Below are 24,666 nucleotides of genomic sequence, written 5' to 3'. Positions count from 1 at the left end.
TTCTCCAGCTCTTTCAGAGGAATTGTGTGCTCCAAGGGTAAAATGATGAGATTATCTAGACTTTTTCAACAGGCTGGTTCGTTTAGTGAGATTCCAGATGAAACTCCACATTACATCTGGAATTGCCTCATCACGGGCATAACCAGTTCTGCGCGTTTTCGCAAAAAGGATGCAATGCACTCCCAACACACATGCAGATAGCTGCGTTGGGAGTGCATTCATTATCTCACGGCCTGGGGGGCAGACATCTGAGGTGCATCTTTTCCCTCGGCCTGCTTGAGCTTGAGATAGCGCGCACTCATGATACCAACAAACCCCATCGCACCTGCGCTTACCAGCAAGTGCGCCACCCGAACGAGCCAGTGCCAATCGCCAATGAGAAGCAGAAATTGATTCATCCCAAAGAGAGGTATGATCATCGCGTAGATGATGCCCAGTGCTCCAGCTACCCTCATTCCTCTGGTCAAGAGCAATACGATACTCAAGGCAAGCAGAGCCAACGTGACAACAAGACCGAACCACATATGTGCAGAAAGAAAGCTTATATTGGCAAACCAGTGCAAAAGTCCCAACACCAGCGCTCCTGCGCCCGCAATGTTACTTATCCAGTGGATGATGTGAACTGTTGTTTTCATCAAAAAATCCTTTTCATTGCTTCTATTGCCAGGTGATTTTCTTTGTGACAAACTGCCCATCTTGAAAGGCCAGTGCATCAACGCCCCAGCTCCAGGAGACTTTCGGCGTAATGACTATGTAGGTGCCGGGACCTCGATACCCTTGCTCAAGGGTGACAATCTCAGCCTCCCCATGAACCTTGATCGCACGTGGCACCAGTGGCTCAAGTGATGGCAGGTCATCAATGATGAGCGAGACCAGGGTGTGTCCGGAGGCGACATTTTTATACTTGCGTGAGCGCTCTAAGGCATAGCCGCTAATGTAGAAGCGCTCCCCATCAAATCCAAAGCCTACCGCGTCAACGTCAGGTTGACCATTTACCGCCACGGTTGCAAACCTCGCCAATGTCTGGCTTTGAAGAAATGCACGTTCCTTTTCCGAAAACATAAACTTCTCTTTCTTTTCAAAAAAAAACACTATCTATGATAGTAGAGCATCTCCCGAAACGGGTATGCATGGACCTGTATGCTCTTCCAGTGCGGCCATCAGCGCTAAGACGATATCCTCTCTCCAGGAGCGAGCTACCACCTGCACGCCTACTGGCAGACCTGCGCTGCCCATCTCAACGGTACGGGCTACACGCTCAACGCTATCTTTCCCAACGCTGCGCTCGCTCTCCTCACCTGGGTACACGTGGGTAACGGGTGCCACGCCAGCAGGCAGACCTAGCAAATTGTAGAGGATGGCATAGCTGCCAGCATTGGTCGGATTTAAGGTGCCACTACTGCCATGTGTCAGGGCTGGAAGCGCATGGGGTGGGCAGAGAAGAGCATCAAAATGGTCAGCATTAAGCGCAGCAAGGAAGCGCTCGCGATACTGATTGCGCTCTTCTACCAGATGCCAGTACGGATCGACCGACAACGCTCCACGAATAGACTGCAACGAAGACGCCATGTGAGCCTGTCCACTTCGCCTGAGCAGACCTACCAATGGCGCACGAACGATCCCAGGCAGGCTGCTCACCCGCATATTGAAGCTGATACGGCGATCACGGGGATCTCCTGCGAGATTGCGCTTATAGGTCGCAAAACCATCCGCACCCACCAGTCCAACATAGAGCCGGACCGCTTCCGCCACATTGGGCGGGTTCCAGGACTCAACGATAGCACCACGTGCGCGCAAGACCTGCGCCGCCTCCTCCACCGCACGACGTACAGCCGGAGCTACCGAAAAAACGCCATTATCGGTATACATGCCGATACGCAGACCTATAAGAGAGACGGTGGTGGGATCGGGCCAGGGAACAGGCGGCACTAATGGATCAACAGCGTTCAAGCCAGGAGCCGTTAGAATGTTCATTGCCAGGCGCAGATCCTCAACGCTGCGGGCAATGGGAGCAGGCTGAGCGATAATGCCTTCCTGCCCACCAACGTAGGCATGGGGGGCGGTATCGTGATGGGTCAATCTTCTGGCTGTGGGAAGCAAGCTATACAGACCACAGAAATGTGCGGGCACACGAATACTGCCACCGAAATCGCCTCCCAGGCCAAGAGGAGAGCCGCCAGCAGCAAGAATGGCGGCCTCACCCCCACTGCTTCCGCCAGGGGTACGGGCCAGGTTCCAGGGATTATTCGTCCGGCCATAGACCGGGTTATCAGATTCGTGATACATCAGCAGTTGGGAGACATTCGTCTTTCCTAGAATAATAGCTCCGGCCTGACGAAGCCGCTTCACGAGGGGACCTTCCTGCTCCATGAGCCGAGATTTCTGATGCAGAATACCAACCGTTGTTGGGGTTCCAGAGACCATAAATTGCTCTTTGAGGGTGATGGGCACGCCATGGAGAGGGCCAACGAGTGTTCCTTGCGCAAGCAGGCTATCAGCTTTGCGTGCCTCGGCACGCGCCTGTTCAAAGAGTGATACGACGACGGCGTTCAGACGTGGATTGACCGCTTCGATACGGCGAATATGCGCTTCAATGACCTCCTGCGAGGAAAGGCGACCCTCAGCAATATGGCAAGCAAGCTCCGATGCACTCAGACTGGTGAGGACGGCATCTTCATGGGAAGACAGTGTAGAGGAAGAGGGTGTCATGATATATGCTCCTTTCGAGATTACTTTGGTGGAATGGATGTGTAGGCTTCTTCAGGGCTGACTCGAAACGTCCTGGTCTTCCCGTTTCAGTGCCAGCAGGGGTAAAGCCAGGTCACGTACTTTGATCAGCACTCCATGCAAAGCGGCCTCATCTGCCAGAGGGCCACGCAGCACTGTGTGGTCTTCTTGATACGTGATCGTCAAGTCCTCAAACCAGGCAGACCAATGCTGATCAAGATGTCCCTGGACATGCAATTCGTAGATGGTCATCGCAGTGCGCTCCTTCGCCGTGCTATCTCTGTCGCGGCGTGTTTTCGTGATCTGTGCTGAGTATAGAGTAGGGAGTGGTTGGGAGGCAGGAGACTAAAGTGGATAATGAGGGTTGGTTTTGTGGTAGAGCGCAGGCAGGGCTGAGCCGCTGCCTCTACTATACCGCCCCACCTGCTGCGAGGCTATGCTAGAGGAGGTGAAGTGTTTGAGCGCGAATGACTGCCTGGGTACGGTTCTGCGCCCCTAGTTTCCCGGTAATGTTCGAGACGTACTTTTTGACGGTGCCCAGACTCACGACGAGGCGACGAGCAATCTCGCCATTGGATGCTCCCGAAGCTAAGAGTTGCAACACCTCGCGTTCGCGCCGTGTGAGGGGTTCGGCAAGTTCTCCCAGGTACGGAGGTTGTGAGTCGAGAGCCGTTGCCCCGAAGGAGGAAAGCAGCGTGGCAACGTAGTCAGGCGCAATGCCACGTTCCTGAGCCTGACGCAATAAGGTGAGTAGCGGTGTCCCCTCGTCAATGAAGAGGCGAATATAACCCTCTCCCGCGGCCTGTGCAAGGGCACGTCCCAGTGCGGTGAGGGCGCCTGATTGATCTCGCCTTGCATGGAGAGCCAACGCCTTCAGGATGAGGATTTCCAACACACTGCCCATGCGTGCTTTCGCCTCCGCGTCTTCGAGGAGGCGAGAGAGCAAGCGCAGAACATTGCCCAGCAGCGGCCCTGTCGGGTCGTTGCGTCCCTCTTCAATGCGGATTCGGGCCAGGATCAGGTATTCCATCTCACGTGGGTAGCTTACCTCGTCTTCGGTAGATAGGCCAGATGCATTCGCCCAGGCAACGGCACGCTCCAGATCGCTCTGTGCTAACAGGAGCTGCGCCCGTACTGCTGTTGCCAGCGCTCTGAGAGGGGATGGGAAGCAATCATGCTCAGTCAATTGAACCAGTTCTTCTATGGTAGCACGAGATTGACTGAACTCTCCTCGTGCCTGCTGTAAGCGAGCCTGCGTTGCGTATCCAAGCAGGGCGGTAATGGGTTCAAGAAAGATTCCCATCCTCATCGCCTCCATCCCTTTTGCCAGGATGCGCTCAGCCGCTTCCAACTGGTTGTGTTCGCGCAGAAGATGACTCCAATTGAGATAATAAAAGGCACTGGCACCTGAGGCGCGAAACTCCTCGGCCACCGGCAGCAGTTGTTCATAGATGGCAAGAGCCTCGCTGAGCCGACCTTGTAGCCCTCTCAAGCGTGCCAGTTGATGCGTGATGCGTAAACGTCCAAGAGGACCGATGGTAGGCACCAGCGCCATTGCAGTCAACACAGACTGTTCGTTTGGAGAGGTGACATCTCCGCTGAGTTGATAGGCACGAGCCACGTACATGAGCGCCCCGGCACGCAGAGGAGCCGCACCTCGCGTCTGTGGCAACAGGGAGAGCGCCCGACGTGCCATTGTGACGCTGCCCGCCAGATCATTGGAGGAGAGGCTGCTCAGTTCCGTACGACAGTACGCTATCCCACCTAGAATCATCTGTACATGTTCGTCAGGGTGGTCGAAAGATCGGCTGACTTCAGCATCACGCAGGCACGCCTCAGCCTGCTCAAATTGTCTGGCAAAGATGAGTCCGATCGCACGAATAAGAGAGAGCATTGGGCGCGTACGGATCATCTCTTCGGGAAGTCTCCTCATCCAGTTGAGAACGGTCTGATACTGACCGTTCAGCTCGATAGCTATGGCATCACGTTCAAGCAAGCGAGCCATACGCTCATCATCGTGAGCAGCCAGCGCATGGTGTACGGCCTCGATCACGAATGCATGCTCCTCGTACCAGATGCTGGCGCGGCGATGCAATTCAGGTACCATATTGGGCATCGTGAGCTTGAGGCGATTGGTGAGGGCCTCGGCAAAGAGGTGATGATAGCGGTACCACTCTCGCTTCTCGTCCAGTGAGACCACAAACAGGTTCGCTCGCTCCAGCGTTTCCAGTATCGCCTGACTTGCAGGCTCACCCGTGACGGCATCACAGAGCGGAGCAGAGAGGCGCTCAAGAATCGCCGTGTGTAGGAGGAACGACTGTATCGAAGCAGGTTGCCGTAAGAGTACTTCTTCGCTGAGATAGTCAAGCACGAAACGATGACTGCCGTTGAAGGCTGAGAGAAAGGCAGAGGGATCAGGATGCCCCGCCAGCGCAAGAGCAGCCAGTTGGAGGCCTGCGATCCATCCCTCGGTGCGGTTCTGGAGGGTCGTGATGGACTCTTCGGAGAGCGAGAGGTCCATCGTAGACTGGAGAAATGAACTGCTTTCTTCCAGGGAGAAGCGAAGGGCAGCAGCACGCACTTCCAGGATATGCCCATGCGCCCGGAGGCGGGAGAGCGGCAAGGGGGGGTCTGCTCTCGTAGCAAGGATGAGATGCAGCCTAGTGGGCAGATGCTCGACGAGCGTGGCAAGGGCACGATGAATGGACGGAGCTTCGATGACGTGGTAATCATCGAGCACAAGGGTAATATCCTCTCTTGCGTAGTGCGTCAGGTCATTGACCAGCAAGGTCATCACTGTTTCTGGTGACAGAGGTTCCCCTGTTTGGAGCAGGGCGAGGGCGTTCGCACCCAGGCGCCGATTAACGGTCTGCAAGGCAGCGATCAGGGAGGAGAGAAAACAGGTAGAATCATTGTCTTGCGCCTCCAGGGAAAGCCAGGCGACAGACATGGGCGGGAGATGCTTATGGTCGGCAAGCCATTGGGCAAGCAGGGTCGTTTTGCCGAAGCCAGCGGGTGCAGAAATGAGGGTGAGTCCGCGTTCCCTCCCCTGTTGGAGTTGCTCAACGAGACGGGTGCGCGACACCAACCGGACTCTTGGACGCGGCACCTGAAGCCTGGTAGAGAACAAGAGCGCGGGCTGTGTAGGCAACTCGGAAGGCAGGAGACGATTGGCCTCCGTTTCCACAGCTTGCATGGTTGATCCATCTACGCTCACGCCGCTTGCCCATGGGTTCTGTTCCCGTTCATCGGAGAGCGTCTCGCCAGAAACGTCATCAGGTGGGAAGGTCACATCACCACTGAGCTGAGCTGCCATCTCCTCCAGATGTATGAGCGTGAGGTCTGCTGTCCGTCCCAGATATCTCTTCATCAGCTTGGGACCGACGCGGTTGTAAGCGTACCAATACCCATGGCCCCATTGCCTGGACTCCTTCCGCACCGTCAGTTGTCCCTGCCTCCCGCGAAAGGCGAAGGAGGCAATCGTATCGAGCCAGGTAAACCACCCAGGTTCCCCAGGGGTGATCGTGAGGATGGGTCTCTCTCTCTGGTCGTGCAGTTCATAGTTCTCATGTTCGACATGCCAGGTCAGATGGTATGGGGCGGCTTTTGGCATACTCTCCTCATTGGTTTTTGTTACCCAAGGTCTTCTCTTTTCCTAGGAGTATACGCATTGGGTAACAAAAATGCAAGAGATTGTTGCGGCACAAAAAAGATCCTTTCTGTCAGAGGAAACGGATAGGTTTTTTTCGCCCTGTTGAGCAACGTTCCTCTTCCGACTTTGTGTTCCTCCTATCTATATATGACACAGACGTAGCGGAAGATGGAGAAGGAAGGACCTGGTTCCCCGCACAGTCTATCCGACCTCTTCCCTTCCCGAGAAACATCCGGAACATCTTCCTTCACATATCACAAAATCGACCGTTTTTCGGCACAAACTGTTCAGTTTTTCCAGGGGAGCTGCGCATCACCTCCGCAAGCGCGAAATGGACGCTTGACGAATCTCAAAACTTATATCAAAAACCAAAATGTCAAAACTATCGATCTTAGATGAGTAAGTGACACTTACAGCAGAGGTTCTATGAAGCTTGGCTATATCGGGGTGCTGACATTTTTCCGTACTGTTTTTGGCGCTAAGGCTGGCAAGAGCGCAAATGGGCCGGAATGTTTCCCGCTCATATAATAGGGACAGTGTTCCAGGATGGCAGCGAGATTGTTTTCCCGCCTGCGACATTGATCGCGTGGCGCGAGAGTAATCCCTGCCATTCTCGGCACGGCGGTAACCTGAACCGTCTCATGTGGCTCTGACCACGTATCATGAGCGTAGATGACAGCCTGCCAGGAACGAACAATACCATCGAGTCGAGCATACGAAAGGAGTGGACCATGCAAGCATGTGAACAGGTTGTTGAGTATCAGCTTTTCGTCGGCGTGGATATTGCAGCTCTTACCGCGACCGTTGCCTGGCAAGCTCCAAAGCAGAAGCCAAGCAAACCCATTATCATTGAACAGACTCCCGAAGGGTTCTCTTCTTTGCATCAGCGACTTCTCAGGACGGGAGCCAAGCCCGATCACATGCTTGTCGTCATGGAAGCCACAGGGATCTACTGGTTGGCTCTGGCGGCTTTCCTGGCGCGCCTTGGATACGCGGTCAGTATTGTAAACCCTGCCCAAGCGCATCATTTTGCCAAGGCTCTCCTCAAACGTGCGAAAACGGATGCCATCGATGCTCAAACGCTCACCCAGCTCGCGGCCCTCCTTCAGCCAGACGCATGGACGCCTCCTCCCGCGATCTACGAGGAGTTGGAGCAGCGGCTGACCCAAAGGGAAAGTTTGCTCGTGATGCGTGGTCGGGTGCGCAATCAACGCGCATGCTCTCCAACACAATCCGGTCGTGGTTCCCCACGTCCGCCAACGAATGGAGGCCCTGGATGAGACCCTCACCGCCCAGATTGCCCAGATCGAAGCAGAACTGGCCACCGTGTTGCCATCAGCGCAGGAGGAGGAACCCCTTCCTGGAGAAGACAACACGCATGCCCGGGAGTGGGCAAAGAATATTGCCAGGCTTCAAACAATTCCAGGTATTGGGCTCATCACGGCCACATGAATAGTGGTTGCTACCATGAATTTTACACTCTGTGCCGACGCCTCGAAGGCAGCCCGCCTATGCGGGTTTAGCTCCTCTGCCGAGAGCATCAGGAACCAGTGTCCATCAACGTCCCTGTATCGGCCATAGCGGGAATGGGCGTCTGCGAACAGCACTCTCCCTCGCAACATTGTCGGCAGCCCGCTTCAATCCTGTTATCAAGACCTTCTATGATCGGCTGAGAGCAGGAGGGAAGCCAGCAAAAGTTGCCCGTTGTGCAGCTGCACGCAAACGCTTGCATCTGGCTTTTGCACTTGTCACTTATCAGAAAGACTTTGATCCGCTCTATCGGCAACAGGATGCCGCCTAAACACTCGAGCACATCCTGGTCGCGTTCTCCAATACCCGAGCCTTTTTGCCTTTTGACAAGCTGAACTATTTCTCCCCTTGACAATCAATACCGTATCTAAGGCGTGTCAAAATGTCATTTATCAGAATAAAAGAGCCGTTTCTCAAGAAACGTGCCACGCAATGAGGCGCTTTTAGAGGATGGTGGTAGTAAAAGCTAAGAGTAGTCATATTTTCGGGTGAAGAGTGATCAAGCGGCACGAAGAGTGATCAGTTTAGCTATTGCCGGAGGAAAACCCGCTTGAGAGGCGGGTCGTCTTAGACCGTTTCTGTAAATTCGCACGTGAATTTGCCTGTTATAGGTAGTCTTCAGTAGCAAGCTGTCCTAGCAGTCTGTCGGAGAGAAGCTAGTGCCTCTGGCTTGGGGGTTGCCTCGAAGTTGGAAGCGAAATTTGGAGTAGCCTGCTGAACCAGGCTGTAGAGAGCTACGATAGCTCTCTCTGCCTGGATAGAAAGTAGTCGGTCTTACCGCTTTTCCCTCTCCATGCAAACACCATCGACTGCCTTCTCCTTCCTCTTCCTCCTTCTGGTCCCACCTCTGGGCAACCTCTTATCCGGAAGATACCTCTCCATCGCTCTGAAATTGATCAGTGAATGTCCAGGAATGAGGGAAAACAAGAGATAGAGATTGTCTCAGATCCGGCGCATGGGTCATTTGCCCCATGCATTTCGTTGCGTTATCTGTGGTACTAGCAGAAAAAGGGGGCAAAATGGAGACTTTTCTGATCAAGAATGGTCTGCGCAAATCCCAGGCGAAACGCTGGTTTGGGTTTTGTGCGGCTCTGGGGCTGATGTTGGTCGGCAGCCTGGCCTGTGGCCCGGCTTTCAACCGAGGTGTGCCGCCACCTCCCTATGATGCGGCGTTTGGTTCAAGCGGGGACTACCAATCGACAACGCTGGATCGGGCCGCAACCTCAGAGGTTCTCACGATGGTTGTCTCAAATGGGCCGAATATCACGCTTTGCGATTTAAATCCTTTGAATGGACTGCTGCGGGGACATACGGATCTCTCGCTTCACGGCAGCCCCATTGGTTATGCAGATGGTCTGCTCTATGTCAATGAACGAGGAGGGAGCGATGGTCACAGCCTTGCCCTCTGCGCGGTCGATATCTCTCACGGACAGGTACGCTGGTGTCAGTCACAGATTCAGGGAGCGCTTCAGGGAGTATTTGAGCCTTCTTATTTTTCACTCATTCTCGGCGCAAACGGCATTATTTACATGAGTATATTCTTTCGTATTATTTATCCTATTAAACACATAAATACTCCAACAACGCTCACATCTGCCGCTACAGTCACTCCTGGGCCTCTTGCTCCCACTTCTCCTGTAGCTACTGCTTCCCCAGCAGATTCCCGGCCCTACTCGGTCTTGTATGCTTTCAATGAGGCGAATGGAAGGATCGTGTGGCAATATTCTCTGGGTCATCTGTATTTCGAGAATCTCGCTCCTCCGCTGCTTCTGAAACTGGGTCAAGGCATGCTTTATACAGAAGTGCAAGGAAGCGATGATCACACTCGCATTTGCGCGATACGGGCGCGAGATGGCAAGCAGACCTGGTGCCAGGCTTTCGCGCACCCGATTCTGGATGGCATCACCCTAGGTTATGGGACGCTCTATGCGCGAACCTCAGACGACGAATTTTATCTGTCTCCTGGCGATGATACAGACGTGTACGCTCTGGATGCAGCCAATGGCGCGCTGCGCTGGAGCGTTTCCCTGGGTCCATCGACAACGGGGTCCTACGCTCCCTTGATCGAAGTGGCTGGGAACAGGGTGTATGTGAACAGGAGGAGGTGTGAGTGTGACAGCGCCCATCCATCAAGTGATGATGCGGATTACCTCTTTGCATTCAATGCCAGCAGTGGTTCACTATGAAATAGCTCATCTATTTTCTACGCGTTCCTTACTCAACGCCAAGATATGCGAGAAAAACGCCATGTTACGGTTTTTTATACGGTTCCGCAGATGGAAAAGGGAAATTCTTCCACCTGTGTCAAAAATGTTCCAGATTGTTGAAAAAGCCTATTGTAGAGCTTTAAGGGACAGAAAAACGTTACATGTTTCGCTCATTTGACGCCGATTCGCATTTTTTAAACCTCAGCGCTTTAGTTTTTCAACAGGCTGGTTCATTTCCTGTGACAAATATTCTCATATTCAATGGCACGGGCTTTTCCTGGACTGCAACTGCCGTGCCATTGAATGGAGAGCCATCCCTGATCCGCCTGGATGATGAACGCACGATCTTTCTTCGCGCAATACTCATCCAGACGGCAATGATACTCAGGCTTTTCACCTGTGTTCACACAGTCACGGCTTCGGTATCGAACGCGAAAGCAAGGTTATGGCAAGGGCTCAGGGGCGATCATGCTGTTGTGAACCCGGCACTCTTCGACAAAAGCGAGTTCACGCAGGTAAAACGCACGCGCCGCTAAGTGGGCACCAGGTTGATGAACAACGAAGCGTTGGCGACGCACATCCACAAATGGGGCTTGTGGGAAGAGCTGGCTCAGTTCGTCCAGCGCAGATGCAGAGGACTCCCAGACGGTGTCATGCTCTCCAAGGGTCATCTGGACGGGAACGCGCACATCCGCACTAATCTGGCGAAGATGCTCGGGAAAGCGAAGCACCTCACGCAACTCCGCCATCGGCAAAGGAGCTTGACTCTGCTTCAAACGTTCTCGGGCCTCATGAACCCAACTGTTGGCAGGTCCAAGGGACCTGGCGTTCTCGTCGAAAGGAAGCTCGACAAATGGGGCATTAGCCAGCAAGCTTTGAAAGCGTTGGAGGGCACCTGGCAACCAGCGTAATGCCGTCCCATGAGTGCTCACGCCAAGTAAAGGCACATCAGGCTGGCTGGCAGCCAGCCCAAGGACGATGAGTCCCCCGAAGGATTGGCCAAGCAGAACGATTCCTGCCTCGTCGGCTCCATACTGCTCCCAGGCCGCGGTCAGCGCGAGCCGCAGGAGGGCGATCTGGCCGTCAAAGGTGCTCAGATCTTCGGCGATCTGTTGGCTGGCCCCATAGCCCGGTCGATCCAGCGCCAGCACCGCGTACCCAAGAGCGGCCGCCGTATCGAGGAAGCCTGCTTCACCAGGGATGGTGTTATCAAAGATAGCGGCCGAGTTGCTGACCCCATGCAAGGACACAATCAGAGCGCGAGGAGCGCTCGAAGGTTTTGCGTACACTCCCGAGAGGTCACTCTGACCTGCTCGGATCAGAATGGGCTTCTTGGTTGTTAGACTGTTCATCTTTTCAATCGTTTTCATTTTTTCGGAAAGCACGTAGCTTCCAGCCAATTCAGGGCGGTGCTCATAGAACACTTACTGAAACCCCGCCAGGACCGGCGCGCTGGTCCTGGCGGGGTTTCAAACCACAGGTGTTTCCTTCAGCACGCGGCGATCGAAGCCGACTCTACCCAGGAAGCTTGGCCCCCAGGATATCAACCTTCTCCATGACCAGTGATCCTTCGACAAACAGGGCCTTCGCTCTCTCCTGCAACTGCGGCCAGCGGGCATTGTAGTGTGCGAGCCTCCTTTCTTCGTCTGGGAAGGCATCAAAGACGCCGAACGTCGAGGGTTCCAGGCGAATTAAGAAATAGGCGATCGTTTCCGGCTCCTCCTGGGCTGCTGCCAACGCTCCTTTGAGGGCGCGCTCGACATCCGCCTCTTTTCCGGGCTTTGCCTCGAATCGAATGAGAAATCCTGCAGTAACCATGTTGTATCTCCATTTCTTCTTGCATTTGCACGAGATGCCTGAAACCCGCATGAACGTGAGCTTGTCTTTCTCGCAAGAACAGCTCTCGCTCATTGGTAGGTGAAGCTTCTGCTGGTCCTCTTTGAGAGAGCCTCTTCCAGGCAGTCACGCGCATTGGGCCATTTTCTGCTCACAGGGAAGAGTATACTAGGGGAAATGTGTTGTACCAAGTGTAAAACTACACCTGGATTGGCAAGAGATCGTCCCGCCTGTTCGCGGATCGGGTCTCTCCCAGTTCCAACAGCAGGAGAGAGGTATGATGAACATCGAACCTGACGCTTCTCACACGCCAGATGTGCTGCGTGATATCCTGGAGGAGATTGAAGTCCTGAGGATGAAGAGACAGGAAGAGGTAAGGGACCGTCCTCATCCATTCCTCAAACGGTTTACTCAGCAAGAGTTAACCGATGAAGCGTGTCCCACCTATAAAAATTTGCTGGTTGGGCGCTCGCAACGGATTCCCAGCCGCCAGACGTTGATGCAAATCGCTGATTATCTCGAATGTAGCATTGAAAGCCGCAACAACTTGCTCTTGGCTGCTCGTTATCTCCCTGAAAGCCTCGAATTGGAAGGAGACGCGCTAAGGCTCACATTAGAACAGGCCAGGCAGTTGATGGAAACATTCCCCTATCCAGCCATGCTTGTGACGCACACCCTGGCAATCGAAGCTATCAACGAGCCTTTCCAGCGACTCTTTGCGTTTCCTCCACTCATGGCGCTTCCACGAACACAACGGTACGTCCTCCCCGTCTTTTTTCGAGAGGACTTGCCGATCCGAGAACGTTCGACCTTCAATGACCAGGCAGTCAAAGCCTGGCAAGCTGGGGTATCTCGCGGCATTCAGCTCTTTAAGCAAAGCAATAGGCTCTACCAATTTGAACCGTGGTATCATGAATTGGTCAAACAGTTTTGTGCCGTCGCCGATTTTCGTCGGTATTGGGAACGAACGCCTTCACTATTTGATCAGCATGATGTCCCATCAAAGCTGCTTCTGGGGAGAAATGCTACGACGGAAGAATGGTTGCCGATTCAACTCCAGCATATTCGTATTTCGGTCTGCAGCCACATGTATCCTTGCATTATGGCACTTCGCCCTTTGGATGATGCTGCCCGTGCCGTCTTTGCATCCCTGAGCAGTGCTAAGGGGTCTCCTTTCAATGCTGTGAGTAGACGCTAATCCTGGAGAGTAGGGGGCCACGTTCTCTCCCTTCAACCTCGTTGCGCATCCCGTGGGTTGGACTCCCAACAGCAGTGGAAAGGCTGGCAAGCCTTTGGCATGGTTCGAGCCGAACGACGCATCGAGGGAGAGGTTAGCCGAGAAACCCGCTACTTTTTGCTCAGTTTCTCCTCGGCACAGACCTTTGCTTACGCGGTCCGAAGCCATTGGGGGGTTGAAAATAGTCTTCATTGGGTGTTGGATGTGGCGTTTCGGGAAGATGATTGCCGTGTACGACTCGGTCATGCCAACGAAAATCTGGCCGTCTTACGCCACATCAGTTTGAATCTCTTGCGCCAGGAGAAGTCCTCCCGTGTTGGCGTCCATGCCAAGCAGCTTAAAGCCGGCTGGGACCACTCCTATCTTCTCCGCGTTCTTGATGGGGTTCATTAGATGCACTTGCCCTGAGTGCCTTCTCAGGCAAGCGCATCTAAATGGGAGGTGATAAAAGAAGCTCTAAAACTGCGGAGAAGTTGGAGTTTACAGAGCAACGAGAGGAATAAACTATGCAGATTATGGGGTTCTATTACCTGAAAGGCGATCACGCCTTTCAGCCAAAGTAATGTCGAGAGGTTATTTGCATGGCCGATTTGAATAGTCCCAAAGTTCAGAAGATACTCAACTCGAAAGCGTTCGCGCATCTTGCAACAATTGGCGCTAAGGGAGAGCCAAATTCATCAGTGATGTGGTTTTTGTGGGATGAGGAATACATCAAGTTTACCCATACCACTGAACGTCAGAAATACCAGAATCTCAAGCGTGATCCGCGTGTGGCTATCACGATTACTGACCCCGATGACCCCTACACTTATGCCGAGTTTCGTGGGGTGGTTGATAAGATCGAGGAAGATCCCACTGGAGCCTTTTACAATACCCTGGCAGAAAAGTATGGCTCCTCCTCGCGCTATCGTGGCGATCCGCGTGTGGTTTTGTGCGTAAAGGTTGACCGCATCCTGGGGTACGTGTAGGCGGTACAGCTCTCTCGTGTCTGCAACTTCTGCAACTGGCTGGTTGCAGAAGTTGCAGACACGAGTTTTTTTAGATGCAATTGCCCTGACACATACCTATACATCTTTCTCATGCATCTCACCTATCCATCGATCAGGGAAACACAGAAGCACTGCTTCTTGAACAATATGCCCCGTCATGCAGAAGACACGCCCTGACTGGGATCTCGCTCAACCCAGCCTGCGCGAGAACTGGAAGGGCGACAAGACCTTGCATCATCCCTACAAGGCAGCCAGGCAGTAAGCTTATAGAGAAAGAGGATGCCGTCCCTGACTTCATCAGGGGGGCATCCTCTTTCTCTATAAGCTTATTGCAACTTATTCACGGAGTGCGTATTTGTACCAGGTGTCGCGTCCTCGCTGGAGGCCAGTTCGCACATCTTCTGGATCGGTCTCAGGCCAGACGCTTTGCAGGCACCAACTCACGCCCGCGTCCTTGTAGTCGATTAAAAGCGCCTGAGCATCCTCATCATCATATGCGGCAAAGACATTGCTGCTTACGACTATATCCAGTGGTAGATCGGATTCACGGTGCTCATCCATAAAGGCTCGCAACTGGACAACCTCTTCTGGCAAGACTTCTCCAAAGGTTCCATCTTCGCGTTGGGCAAAGGCATTCACACCATCCCAGCGCGCGGCACGGAGCATAGGTCCCTTTCGCGGCCAGGTTCCAGCTATCCAGACTGGAATGCGCGGCTGCTGGAGAGGAGTGGGTAGGAAGGTGATCTCTTGCACCTGGTAATGTTCGCCACTGTAGCTAAACGGCTCTCCGCTCCATAAACCATTCAGGATATCCAGGCTTTCGTCGAGCAATTTGGCACGTGTGCGACTGTCTTGCTCCTCACCAAAATGGGTAAAGCCCTTATCACCCTCGTCGCCAGCACCTACGCCAAGAATCAAGCGGCCACCAGACAGGCGATCCAACGTGGCCGTTTCGCGCGCGACCTTCCAGGGGCGGCGGCGCGTCAGAGCCGTAACCATGGTACCGATGTGAATGCGCTCGGTGTTCAACGCGAGGGCCGTTAGCGCGATCCAAGGGTCACATACCTCCTGGCTATCGGCCTGGTAGTGGAGTGTGTCCCAGAGAAAGATACCATCCCAGCCATCCCTTTCCGCCAGAAACGCCAGGTCAACCAGCGTAGCAATATCACTATATCTGCCGACATTGGGCAACGCCAGACCAAATCGCATATGAAGTTGTTTCCTTTCCGTCCTCTTAAGCGAAAACGTACTGTTATCTGTATCGAATTGCCAGAGCATACAGCAAAAACCAGGGGAGGGATGCAGGGCATCCTCAAGGATGCCCTGCATCCCTCCCCTGGCAATCTCCCACTTAGCCTTGGGAAGATGTTGGTGGCGAAAGGACCACCACTTGCCGATCGACAATCTCCACCCCTGCATGGAGTTGGATTTCGTACGACCGGCTATTGATCATACCCACTACCTGGGCATTATCTCCAGTACTTGAGAGAGGGACCCATTCTCTTCCTTGCTCGGACAGAGATGCCAAATACTCAATCTCCCATGGCAAGGAAATGTGGACTGTCACTCCCTCTTGCCTCTTCATCAACCGCATGAGCCCTCCTTGTTCCATAGCCCCCCTTATTGTACCGCATTCGACGCCTCGCCTGACGCTCCTTTTCCTCGGCACAAATCCACGACTAGCAGCCATGACAAGAATTCAGCCCCAGATCACGCGACGGCTCTGTTCAGTGAGTAAAAGGGAAGAGATGTCAGCGAACCACCGAGGTTTCCACGCCACGTTGAGAGGAAGAACCGCTGGGGATCAACACGTGAATACCTGCATCTCCCTCACATTCCTCAGTCACTGTCGATGGGAAGAGATGTTTTGCAGGTGCTCGCACCGGGCTTGCAAATGCCTTTCCCTCCATTGGCACCAGACGCACGAGAAGCCAGGTCAGAGGACCCACCAGAGGCACCCAGAAACAGGTCAACAGGATGTTAAATCCAAGATGTGCCATAGCGACTTATAATGGGGGCGGAAAACTGGACAGGGAGATGAGATAAAATAGCAGGAGGGAGAGTACATCCACAAGGAGGCAGATTGTGGCAAGTTCGCCGAAGAAGTACAATAGTGACTTTAAAGTGAAAGTGGCCTTAGAAGCCATCAAGGGACAGAAGACCCTCAACGAGATCTCATCTGAGTATGGAGTTCACACCACTCAAATTACGCAATGGAAAAAGCAAGTGCTTGATGAACTGCCACAGATCTTCGCACGCAACGGTCATGAGCGGGCCAAGAGCGAAGAAGCCTTAATCGCCAACTTGTATCAAGAAATCGGTCAGCTCAAAGTCGAGCTCGATTTCCTGAAAAAAAAATCTGGTCTTTCCCGTTGAGCAGAAGCGGCTCCTCATCGAGCCTGAGCATCCTCACTTGTCGATCGTTCGTCAATGTGAGCTGTTGGGGCTGGCCCGTTCAAGTTACTATTATGAGCCTGTCCCTGAGAGCGAGGAAGATCTTCTCTTGATGCGCTTGCTTGATGAACAGTATACCAGGACGCCTTTTTACGGGAAGCGCAAGATGGTCACTTTTCTTGCCGAGCAAGGATATCAGGTAGACCGCAAACGCGTCAGACGACTCATGCAACGAATGGGGCTAGAGACGATCTATCCCAAACCACGGCTGAGCCGACCTGGCGAACCAAGCGTACGTTATCCGTATCTCTTGAGAGGAGTGAGTATCACCAGCCAAGATCACGTCTGGAGTAGCGATATTACCTACATCCGCCTGGCCCGAGGGTTTGTCTACTTGGTGGCCATCATTGATTGGTTTAGCCGCTACGTCCTGGCCTGGGAGCTCTCAACGACGTTGGACACTGGTTTCTGTGTCGATACGCTTGATCGGGCTCTGGGGGCTGGGCAACCCAAGATTTTCAATACTGACCAGGGGGTTCAGTTTACCAGTCACGAGTTTACCACTCGTCTGCTTCGCTCAAACATTCGCATCAGCTGGGATGGGCGAGGACGAGCCTTAGATAACGTGTTCGTAGAACGTTTGTGGCGCAGTGTGAAGTATGAGGAAGTTTACCTCAAAGACTACCAAACGGTTTCAGAGGCGAGGAGTGGACTGACTCACTACTTCCAGTTTTACAATCATGAGCGATATCACCAGTCGCTGGACTACAAAACACCTTTTGTGGTGTATCGCTCCAAACATTCGTCATGACTTTTCCATAATGCTGAGTTTACTCTCAAAATTGGCCCATTTCTGTCTAGACAAACGGTACCACCATACATCCTCAAGAAAGATCATTATCTTCCTCTCTGTCTATTCCTGGTCTTTTCCACAAGCTATCCACATCATGTGTCTCGAAATGTGGATAGCTTGTGGAAAACGGTTTCAAAACAACCTGTCCGCTTCCCGTCCGCGTATAGGTGCAGGGATGAAAGAGAATGCACCTGTTTCCAAAAAGGCGGGAAAAGGGATCAACCGTGGGCAAGACGCTACGCTTTTGGGGTTCTTGACAAACGAGGACACCTGTTCTACACTGAAGAAAACATCAGGCAGGAGAAAGAGCAGAACCGCATGATTCGCGCCCATAAGATCAGACTGCATCCCACCTCAGAACAGGCCAACTCCCTTGCATGCGCCGCAGGGGTGGCCCGCTTCGTGTGGAATTGGGCGCTGGCCGAGTGGAATCGGCAATATGAAGCCGGGGAGAAACCGACAGCCCTCAAGCTCAAGAAGCAATTTAACGCGATCCGACGGGAGCACTTCCCCTGGACCTGGGAGGTGACCAAGAACGCCTCTGACCAGCCCTTTCTCGATCTGGGCAAAGCCTTTACGGCGTTCTTCGAGGGCAAGGCTCGCCGTCCGAAGTTCAAGAGCAAGAAACGCAGCAGGCCGAGCTTCTATCTCGCCAATGACCAATTCGAGATCGGGGATCATCGCCTCTGGGTTCCCAAGCTCGGATGGGTCAATATGGCCGAGAAACTCCGCTTTCAGGGAAAAGTTCTGGGTGCACGCATCACCAGAACAGCCGATTGGTGGTTCGTGAGCATCCAGGTCGAACTCCCTGAGGAGATCCCGGTGGAGAAAGCGGCAGCGGTGGGCATCGATGTCGGACTGAACCGCCTGGCGACCTTGAGTACGGGTGAGCAAGTCGAGAACCAAGCCTTTCTCAAAACCGCGCTCAAGAAGCTGCGCCAGGCCACCAAACGCCTGCATCGCAGAAAACCGGGATCGAGGAATCGGGAAAAAGCGCGCAGGCAGGTGGCACGCCTGCACTACCAGATTGTGTGCTTGCGCCAGGATGTCCTTCAGAAGCTCACCACCAGGCTGGCGGACAGTTATGGAATCATCGGGGTGGAGAATCTGCATCTCAAGGGACTGCTCAAAAACCGACACCTGGCCCGCGCGTTCTCCGACGCCTCGCTGGGCACTCTGGTACGCCTGCTGGAAGCCAAGGTCCCCCAACGGGGTGGACAGGTGATCAAGGTAGACCGTTTCTTTCCTTCCAGTAAGACCTGCCACGGCTGTGGGTGGACCTGGGATCAGATGACCCTCAAAGATCGCATCTTTGTGTGCCAGAATCCCTCCTGCCCGTATGTTCACTTTCCCCAGGATCGCGACCACAATGCTGCACACAATGTCCTGCGGGAAGCCCTGCGCTTGATTGGGCTCGTTGATCAAGCCGTCTCCGGTACTGGCTCGGACGAAGACGGAAACTGGGCTGTGGACGCGGGGTAAGACCAAAAAGACCAGCCGGTCTTGAGGCACCTACGGATGAAGCAGCAACAACGAAAGACGCAGGAAGGCGATGCTTGCATACGTTTTCCTACATTAATCGGAGCAGAAGATCCTCTGTCCTGCGTGCATATCCGCTGCCCTCTCTAGTCGGCAATGACCTTGAACTGTTCAACGTGGGCGATCAGCGTCAGCATCGAGGCAAGAAAGAGGACACCCCCTAGAACCAGAAGCAACCATCGTCCTCTAGACAACCAGCGTGGGTGAGCGAGAGCCAACGGACTGATACACGCAGCCAGACCAAGGTACCAGTAGACCTGCGCCCAGGTGAGCGAATTGAAAATGGTCCGAATCAGCAGAGGATCACTCGCAGGTGGCTCTCCGACATGCGAATGGAAGATCGCTATGCCCAATGCCAACAACATCACCCCACCAATGCTCGCGATATGGCAAACCAGAAGGTGCCCAGCGCCATGGTGGCAGGCGAGTGAGCAGAGCGCTGAGCCAACACCGCAAGCATCAGAGGCTCGATCACCTCAGAAGCTGGGCGTTGTGGCGCTTCACGAGCATAGGCACGCACCTGCAACAAGCGCACGGCAAGTGGAGACAACACCCCCAACAAGCGCATCAGAGCGTCAATCGTTTGCAATTGCCGTTCCTCGATGCGACACCCGCTTTTGAGGCATTGGTGATACTCCTCGACCAGCCAACAATGCCGATACCAGTCCACACGCTCCCATGCTTGTTCGAGCGTCGTGGTGGGAACCGAGGTCAACAAGACCCACTCCAACGGTTTTTCACCTTTGGGAGCGAGTTCTTCCCAGACGCGGATGACCCAGACGGTCAAGGCTTCGTTGCTCGCTTGCGGCTCATTGCGTGGGGCAAGAGGGTCATTTGTCCGAAGGCAAGCTGAACCTGGGTCGAACGCGCTTTGTGTCCATGCCGAGCTGGCACCTCAAGCGGACGGCTCTGCCGACTTGGAAAGGCGCGGGCGCGATCCAGAGAATGCTTGATCTCTTCCTCGTCCGCTTCGGTACGCCGATTCTGAGCCGCTCGCACCAGAAAGTGCGTCTGGTTCGCTTGGCATGCGAGGAAAAACGGGAACATATCCACGCCTCGATCCCCAACATGGACCCAAGTGCTTCCTGGCTCAGGCGTCCCAATGGTACCTACCTGGCGCATCCAGACATCGGTTTCACGCTCTTGCCGTTTGAGCCGTTGGTGGCGTTGTTCCCCTTTGGGTGCTCGAATGCGTGCAAAGGGTTCTTGAGATATGCATCCAAGCACTTCCTTGGTAGGGGGACGTACTGCAAGCACCGTTTGCACGAAGAAACCACGCCCACGTTCATTGCCAATTTGCCCTGTCCCACTGACCTTGTGGCGATGCGACAGATCGATATCTGTGGTATCTTGTACCAGCAACATCACTGGAGAGGATACAGCTTGTTCTCTCGTCTGTTGAACATGCGGCTGCATCAAGGCAGCAAAGGTCACGTCTGGCTCGTTGAGCAAACGATACAAGGCTTTTGTCCCTTTCCAGTCGTGCATTTGAGCAGGCAGCGAACCCAGAGGATTCTCCGCCAGATTGCTGGCAGCCTGGATGGTGCGTCTCGTTCGACGTCTATCGTGCAGTTGGACATTCCCAAAGGTGTGCTCGGCCCAACTCTTGGCGTCTAATACTTCTTGCGTCTTCATCCTTGATTCTATCCCTTCCTAAATGTGGGTAAGCGCTATGACCTCTCTGCCAGAGAAGTGAATGAAAATGGGCTACAATAGCAGTGAGAGCGGTGAGTCAAGGCCAAGATTCACTGGTGCCATCGAGCCCGATGGGTAAGCTGACCTGAGTGTCTCCAGAAGAGAAGTGTGTTGCCCTTTGTAAAAAGGAGCACGTGAAGGAAACTTGTTTGTTCATGTTCACTCCTCATCGTTCTCTGTACACACGATGATCAGTTCAGATGAGAGAAAGGAAGAAGCGATGGAAGTGCTCTATGAACGCTGTTGTGGTTTAGATGTCCATAAGAACACCGTTGTTGCCTGTATCATGCTCACGCCACCAAACGGTCGGGTGCAGAAGACCGTGAGAACTTTTGGGACCACCACCGCAGAGATTGTGGCATTACGAGATTGGATCGATGCGCAACACGTGAGCCATATCGCCATGGAAAGTACCGGCATCTTCTGGCGTCCTCTTTACAATCTTTTAGAAGATGAACACACGATCATCCTTGTGAACGCTCATCATATAAAGTCGGTTCCTGGTCGGAAAACTGATGTGAAGGATAGTGAATGGATTGCTGATCTCTTGCGCCATGGATTGCTCAAGGCCAGTTTCATTCCCCCGAAGCCTTTTCGCGACGTGCGGGATCTCATGCGCTATCGAAAAAGCTTGGTCTATATGCGCACAGAGGAGATCAATCGTTTACAGAAAGTGTTGGAGACAGCGAACATCAAACTTGCATCGGTGGCGACCAATGTCTTAGGAAAAAGCGGGCGGCAGATGATTGAGGCATTGATTGAAGGTGAAGATGACCCTCACGTCCTCACCGAGCTTGCGGTAGGCAAATTACGAATAAAACTCCCACAATTGCAAGAGGCTTTGGAAGGACGAGTCGAGGCACATCATCGTCTCTTACTCAAAGAGATAGTTGCCCACATTGATTTTCTGGAACAGCAGATGGAACACCTGCTTGAAGAAATTGAAGCGAGAATGTACCCATTCAAAGAAGCACTCGACTTGTTGATGAGTATTCCGGGCCTCCAATTGCTAAGTGCGCTCACCATCTTGTCTGAGGTAGGCATCGACCTGAGTGCCTTTCCTTCCGACAAGCACTTCGCCTCCTGGATTGGCGTGTGCCCTGGCAACAAAGAAAGTGCAGGCAAACGGCTGAGCGGACATGCAACAAAAGGCAACGTCTTTCTGAGAGCAGCTTTAGCCGAGGTGTGTTGGTGCCTGAGCCGGATGAAAGGCAATTATCTTTCCACCCAACATCATCGCTTTGCGCGTCGAATGATCAAGCCCAAAGCCGCTGTAGCTACCTCACATAGTCTTGCAGTGATTGTTTATCATGTTCTCAAAAAGAAAAAGCCGTATCAGGACTTAGGGCCAACCTACTTGGATGCGTTAGATGGAGAGAGGGCAAAGAAACAAGCAATACGGCGACTTGATGTTTTAGGCTATGAAGTGGTCTTAACACCTAAGGAGGTGAGTGCCTAACTGCGATCTTTCTTTTCATCTCACCAGAGATGTCCTCCTGTACTCCTCATCAATATGAAGAGCACAGGAGGTTTGTGCCCCTTTTTCCAACGATCCTTTTCCCATTTTCGAAGGAAGAATCAGGGTTCAAACACAGGGGGTTTCCAGAAGCAGAGGTTCTATGACGGTGACCAGAGGTCAGGCAGTTCGCTTGTTCCAAGCAGGCGGAAGGTAACCTTGACCGAACCAAAGCTGACCACATCTCCGTCCTGGAGGACTTCTGGCTTGCGCGGGTTTAGCACCAACTCGCCCAGGCGTGTCTTATTTCGGCTATTCAGATCTTCGAGAGAGAAGCACGTTTGCTCTATGCGAATCTGTGCATGCTGACGCGAGACACTGCTCGATGTATCGAACGGCGTCAGGTCAATTCCTGGCGTGATATTACGTTTGGGATCGGCCCGTCCGATAACGACACACTCCTCTTTGATGGCAATGCGTTGCGCTACCTTTCCATTCTGCTGAATATCCAGAAATGCGTAAATTTTTGCGCTCTCCGGCGCTACTGGCCCAATGCTGAGTTTCGACCTGATGATCGTCTGCTCCCCCTCTGACAGTTCCTGATGTATACTGGACCGGGGCCGGAGAATGGTCTGCTCCCCTTCTACCAATTCCTCATCTAATTTAAGCTTCGCGCTCGCCTGGTTCACCATGGCTGGAAAAGACTTCATGACCGCAAGCAGGCTCGCCACACGCTCAGGACGCTGGAGGGGGTGTTCGGCCTCAAGTTCCGGCAGGACCGAGAGCACCCTCCCATTGCGCACGAATAATCTTCTCCAGTTGGATGGGTCGAGGGGAATGAGAGCATGGCGCTGGCGTCGCGCGGCGCCGATTGCGCTGGCGCGCGCGCTCGTGTCGATACCACTTGCTTTACTAATCTGTTCGATACGTTCGGCGCCGAAGTTGATCGGGGCCGCCTGGCTGTATTCCTGCGCACTCACCTGAAGCCAGGCGTAGGTGTCCTCTTTAATGCGATCAGCAAGTTGGCGAAGGGCATCAGTTGGTAAGGTACCCGCATCCCGAGCCTGCCAGTACTCAAGAACTCGGGCGCTGTGTCCAATCATCCCGGTCATCGCGCCACCACTAGTCAGGAAATGACCATTGCCAAAGGAATCGCCAGCGACCACGCCGTTGACTGCAATTAATGGATCATCGCCAACCCGCTCGACAAGGCTGAATAACGTAGGTCCATAGATCATCTGGACCTTCATCAACTCCTGCCTGGGAATGTCGAGAATCTCTGCGGCTTGCTTGATATAGTAGTCATAGATCAGTTGTTGGTAGGAAGCGAAGAACTCGGGCGAACCAGGGTCCGTTCCCGCTGGAAGGAGTCCCGCCTCGATGGGATCGAAGGTTGTAAAGTCTGGAACCTGAACCAGAACCCATCCGACCTCTGGATCATTCTCATGGCCCACAGCGATCTGCCGCACCCAGTATTCCTTGCCATTCTGGTCGAATGCTGAAGAGATTCTCCGCCGTAGGCGACCACCTACAAGCACCTCCACCAGGCCCGCCAGGAAATCCGCCTGCGCCACGACTGGCCCATACCCATCTCCATGGTCAACCTCGACATCATGTTGCTCAAATCCCAGGCGGTTCGCGTCAGTACTCTTAAATCCCTGGGCGATCATGAACAGTTCGGGAGTACCCAGGTCAATGATCTCACTATTCGGCTCCCTCACACGAACGAACTGCCCCTTGAAGTCGAATTCCTTAAGACTCTCGATGCGAATCCGCTTCCGGCCATCGGGACCATCAATGAAACCCTCACCCTCCTTCGGAACCACACGGTGATGCGTAAACAGTTGGACCCGAGGCTTGCCATTCGTCTCTCGATCCTTCTGTTCGATCATCTCCAGATAGCGACGCAGCAACTTCTGAATGGAGGCAGCCTCGGCCTGGAACGTCGACGGGCCATCGAGCACCTCCACCATCGAAGTGCGGATCTTGCGAGGGTCAGGCTGCTCTGGCGGCTTGGGTGGCTCTAACACCGTAATGACGCGGTTGGGCAGACCATCGCGCCAGCGGTCGTCAATAAATTCGACATTGTGAATGGTTCCTACAATATGCTGGTCCGCGTCAAAGCCATCGATGATCTCATCGGCGACGATATCTCCAGCGGAAGTATGAGGGCTGTAGAAGCACTCAGCGAGGCGAAATAATCGTCCATCCCCCCGACGAGGCAATCTGGCTTCGCCATATCGTTCAAGCATCATCTGGTCAATCAGGCCAAGTTGGTGATAAAAATCTGCACGGATATTCCAATGTACGCCAAGGAAGGGATCACCACGCATCTCAACACCCACTGCGGTCCGCCCCATTGCCACAGTCCACAATATGGCCATCATGTTCGTACCACCCAGACCCAATGCCAGAAAGTCTGGATTGCGTATCACGTCGCTCATAGATCGCGTTACCCTCCTCATAAACATGCATTCGAGTTTATATATGTTACAAATATCTCTTTTAGTCCATTTACGTTGTTACTCATCAGTTTTTGTCCACAACTTTT

General features: G+C 53.5%; 23 protein-coding genes. 11 read left to right on the top strand and 12 right to left on the bottom strand.

Annotated elements, in window-relative coordinates; translation table 11 throughout:
- Positions 1-221: 221 nt before the first annotated feature.
- From JMJ04_RS29900 to JMJ04_RS29880, 5 genes are all read right to left on the bottom strand, one after another.
- Positions 222-635 carry a hypothetical protein gene (locus tag JMJ04_RS29900; protein ID WP_201374030.1) on the bottom strand — a complete coding sequence of 138 codons (414 nt, stop codon included), beginning with the start codon at positions 633-635 and terminating at the stop codon, positions 222-224.
- A gap of 22 nt (positions 636-657) precedes the next feature.
- Positions 658-1,062 (bottom strand): PPOX class F420-dependent oxidoreductase, encoded by a 405-nt coding sequence (locus JMJ04_RS29895; RefSeq protein WP_201374029.1) that lies wholly within the window; start codon positions 1,060-1,062, stop codon positions 658-660.
- A 33-nt stretch (positions 1,063-1,095) separates the two neighbouring features.
- Entirely contained in the window at positions 1,096-2,709 is a 1,614-nt protein-coding gene (locus tag JMJ04_RS29890) for an amidase (RefSeq protein ID WP_201374028.1), read from the bottom strand.
- A 51-nt stretch (positions 2,710-2,760) separates the two neighbouring features.
- Positions 2,761-2,979, bottom strand: a complete 219-nt coding sequence (locus JMJ04_RS29885; protein WP_201374027.1) for a hypothetical protein — start codon at positions 2,977-2,979, stop codon at positions 2,761-2,763.
- 187 nt (positions 2,980-3,166) lie between these two features.
- Positions 3,167-6,340: a winged helix-turn-helix domain-containing protein gene (locus tag JMJ04_RS29880; protein ID WP_201374026.1), complete on the bottom strand. Its 3,174-nt coding sequence runs from the start codon at positions 6,338-6,340 to the stop codon at positions 3,167-3,169.
- A gap of 770 nt (positions 6,341-7,110) precedes the next feature.
- On the opposite strand from JMJ04_RS29880, the gene JMJ04_RS29875 reads away from it, so the two are divergent.
- The 4 genes from JMJ04_RS29875 to JMJ04_RS29860 all read left to right on the top strand — a co-directional run bounded on the left by JMJ04_RS29875 (position 7,111) and on the right by JMJ04_RS29860 (position 10,095).
- Complete coding sequence (locus tag JMJ04_RS29875; RefSeq protein WP_201374025.1) at positions 7,111-7,659, top strand: IS110 family transposase; 549 nt, start codon at positions 7,111-7,113, stop codon at positions 7,657-7,659.
- Positions 7,643-7,831 carry a hypothetical protein gene (locus JMJ04_RS29870; protein WP_201374024.1) on the top strand — a complete coding sequence of 63 codons (189 nt, stop codon included), beginning with the start codon at positions 7,643-7,645 and terminating at the stop codon, positions 7,829-7,831. The genes JMJ04_RS29875 and JMJ04_RS29870 overlap by 17 nt, the downstream gene beginning before the upstream one ends.
- Before the next feature lie 31 nt (positions 7,832-7,862).
- Entirely contained in the window at positions 7,863-8,180 is a 318-nt protein-coding gene (locus JMJ04_RS29865; protein WP_201374023.1) for a transposase, read from the top strand.
- 748 nt (positions 8,181-8,928) lie between these two features.
- Positions 8,929-10,095, top strand: coding sequence for an outer membrane protein assembly factor BamB family protein (locus JMJ04_RS29860; RefSeq protein ID WP_201374022.1), 1,167 nt, complete (start codon positions 8,929-8,931; stop codon positions 10,093-10,095).
- Positions 10,096-10,559: 464 nt separating this feature from the next.
- Here JMJ04_RS29860 and JMJ04_RS29855 read toward each other — a convergent pair whose 3' ends face one another.
- Both JMJ04_RS29855 and JMJ04_RS29850 read right to left on the bottom strand, forming a co-directional pair.
- A complete protein-coding gene (locus JMJ04_RS29855; RefSeq protein WP_201374021.1) occupies positions 10,560-11,468 on the bottom strand; it encodes an alpha/beta hydrolase in 909 nt (302 codons plus the stop codon).
- Positions 11,469-11,631: 163 nt separating this feature from the next.
- Positions 11,632-11,934 (bottom strand): putative quinol monooxygenase, encoded by a 303-nt coding sequence (locus JMJ04_RS29850; protein WP_201374020.1) that lies wholly within the window; start codon positions 11,932-11,934, stop codon positions 11,632-11,634.
- A 295-nt stretch (positions 11,935-12,229) separates the two neighbouring features.
- On the opposite strand from JMJ04_RS29850, the gene JMJ04_RS29845 reads away from it, so the two are divergent.
- The 3 genes from JMJ04_RS29845 (at position 12,230) to JMJ04_RS29835 (ending at position 14,157) form a co-directional block, all read left to right on the top strand.
- A complete protein-coding gene (locus JMJ04_RS29845; protein WP_201374019.1) occupies positions 12,230-13,150 on the top strand; it encodes an MmyB family transcriptional regulator in 921 nt (306 codons plus the stop codon).
- A 57-nt stretch (positions 13,151-13,207) separates the two neighbouring features.
- Positions 13,208-13,582, top strand: coding sequence for an ISAs1 family transposase (locus tag JMJ04_RS29840; RefSeq protein ID WP_268887387.1), 375 nt, complete (start codon positions 13,208-13,210; stop codon positions 13,580-13,582).
- A gap of 188 nt (positions 13,583-13,770) precedes the next feature.
- Positions 13,771-14,157 (top strand): PPOX class F420-dependent oxidoreductase, encoded by a 387-nt coding sequence (locus JMJ04_RS29835; protein ID WP_201372516.1) that lies wholly within the window; start codon positions 13,771-13,773, stop codon positions 14,155-14,157.
- Between the two features lie 357 nt (positions 14,158-14,514).
- Here JMJ04_RS29835 and JMJ04_RS29825 read toward each other — a convergent pair whose 3' ends face one another.
- Entirely contained in the window at positions 14,515-15,387 is an 873-nt protein-coding gene (locus JMJ04_RS29825; protein WP_201374018.1) for an LLM class flavin-dependent oxidoreductase, read from the bottom strand.
- Between JMJ04_RS29825 and JMJ04_RS29820 the strand changes: the two genes are divergently transcribed.
- From JMJ04_RS29820 to JMJ04_RS29810, 3 genes are all read left to right on the top strand, one after another.
- Positions 15,388-15,627, top strand: a complete 240-nt coding sequence (locus JMJ04_RS29820) for a hypothetical protein (protein ID WP_201374017.1) — start codon at positions 15,388-15,390, stop codon at positions 15,625-15,627.
- A 636-nt stretch (positions 15,628-16,263) separates the two neighbouring features.
- Positions 16,264-17,383, top strand: a protein-coding gene (locus JMJ04_RS29815; RefSeq protein ID WP_420799497.1) for an IS3 family transposase whose coding sequence is annotated in 2 segments (ribosomal slippage) — positions 16,264-16,538 and positions 16,537-17,383 — 1,122 coding nt in all. Because the reading frame shifts where the segments join, the coding sequence is not laid out codon by codon here.
- A gap of 360 nt (positions 17,384-17,743) precedes the next feature.
- Positions 17,744-18,907, top strand: coding sequence for an RNA-guided endonuclease InsQ/TnpB family protein (locus JMJ04_RS29810; protein ID WP_201374016.1), 1,164 nt, complete (start codon positions 17,744-17,746; stop codon positions 18,905-18,907).
- Positions 18,908-19,050: 143 nt separating this feature from the next.
- Here the strand turns inward: JMJ04_RS29810 and JMJ04_RS29805 are convergent, their stop codons facing one another.
- The 3 genes from JMJ04_RS29805 to JMJ04_RS29795 are packed head-to-tail and all read right to left on the bottom strand — an operon-like array spanning position 19,051 to position 20,599.
- Positions 19,051-19,323, bottom strand: coding sequence for a hypothetical protein (locus JMJ04_RS29805; RefSeq protein ID WP_201374015.1), 273 nt, complete (start codon positions 19,321-19,323; stop codon positions 19,051-19,053).
- 5 nt (positions 19,324-19,328) lie between these two features.
- The gene (locus JMJ04_RS29800) at positions 19,329-19,751 is read right to left on the bottom strand and encodes a hypothetical protein (RefSeq protein ID WP_201374014.1); all 423 of its coding nucleotides are present in this window, start codon (positions 19,749-19,751) and stop codon (positions 19,329-19,331) included.
- Positions 19,748-20,599 (bottom strand): IS4/Tn5 family transposase DNA-binding protein, encoded by an 852-nt coding sequence (locus tag JMJ04_RS29795; RefSeq protein ID WP_201374013.1) that lies wholly within the window; start codon positions 20,597-20,599, stop codon positions 19,748-19,750. The genes JMJ04_RS29800 and JMJ04_RS29795 overlap by 4 nt, the downstream gene beginning before the upstream one ends.
- 280 nt (positions 20,600-20,879) lie before the next feature.
- Between JMJ04_RS29795 and JMJ04_RS29790 the strand changes: the two genes are divergently transcribed.
- Positions 20,880-22,118, top strand: a complete 1,239-nt coding sequence (locus JMJ04_RS29790; protein WP_476630025.1) for an IS110 family RNA-guided transposase — start codon at positions 20,880-20,882, stop codon at positions 22,116-22,118.
- Between the two features lie 158 nt (positions 22,119-22,276).
- Here JMJ04_RS29790 and JMJ04_RS29785 read toward each other — a convergent pair whose 3' ends face one another.
- Positions 22,277-24,559 (bottom strand): FHA domain-containing protein, encoded by a 2,283-nt coding sequence (locus tag JMJ04_RS29785; protein ID WP_201374012.1) that lies wholly within the window; start codon positions 24,557-24,559, stop codon positions 22,277-22,279.
- Positions 24,560-24,666: the final 107 nt, after the last annotated feature.

It is taken from the genome of Ktedonobacter robiniae, from assembly GCF_016587375.1.
GTDB lineage: Bacteria > Chloroflexota > Ktedonobacteria > Ktedonobacterales > Ktedonobacteraceae > Ktedonobacter > Ktedonobacter robiniae.
The sequence above is the reverse complement of the archived record's forward strand: the minus strand, read 5'-3'. Positions and strand labels throughout refer to the sequence as shown.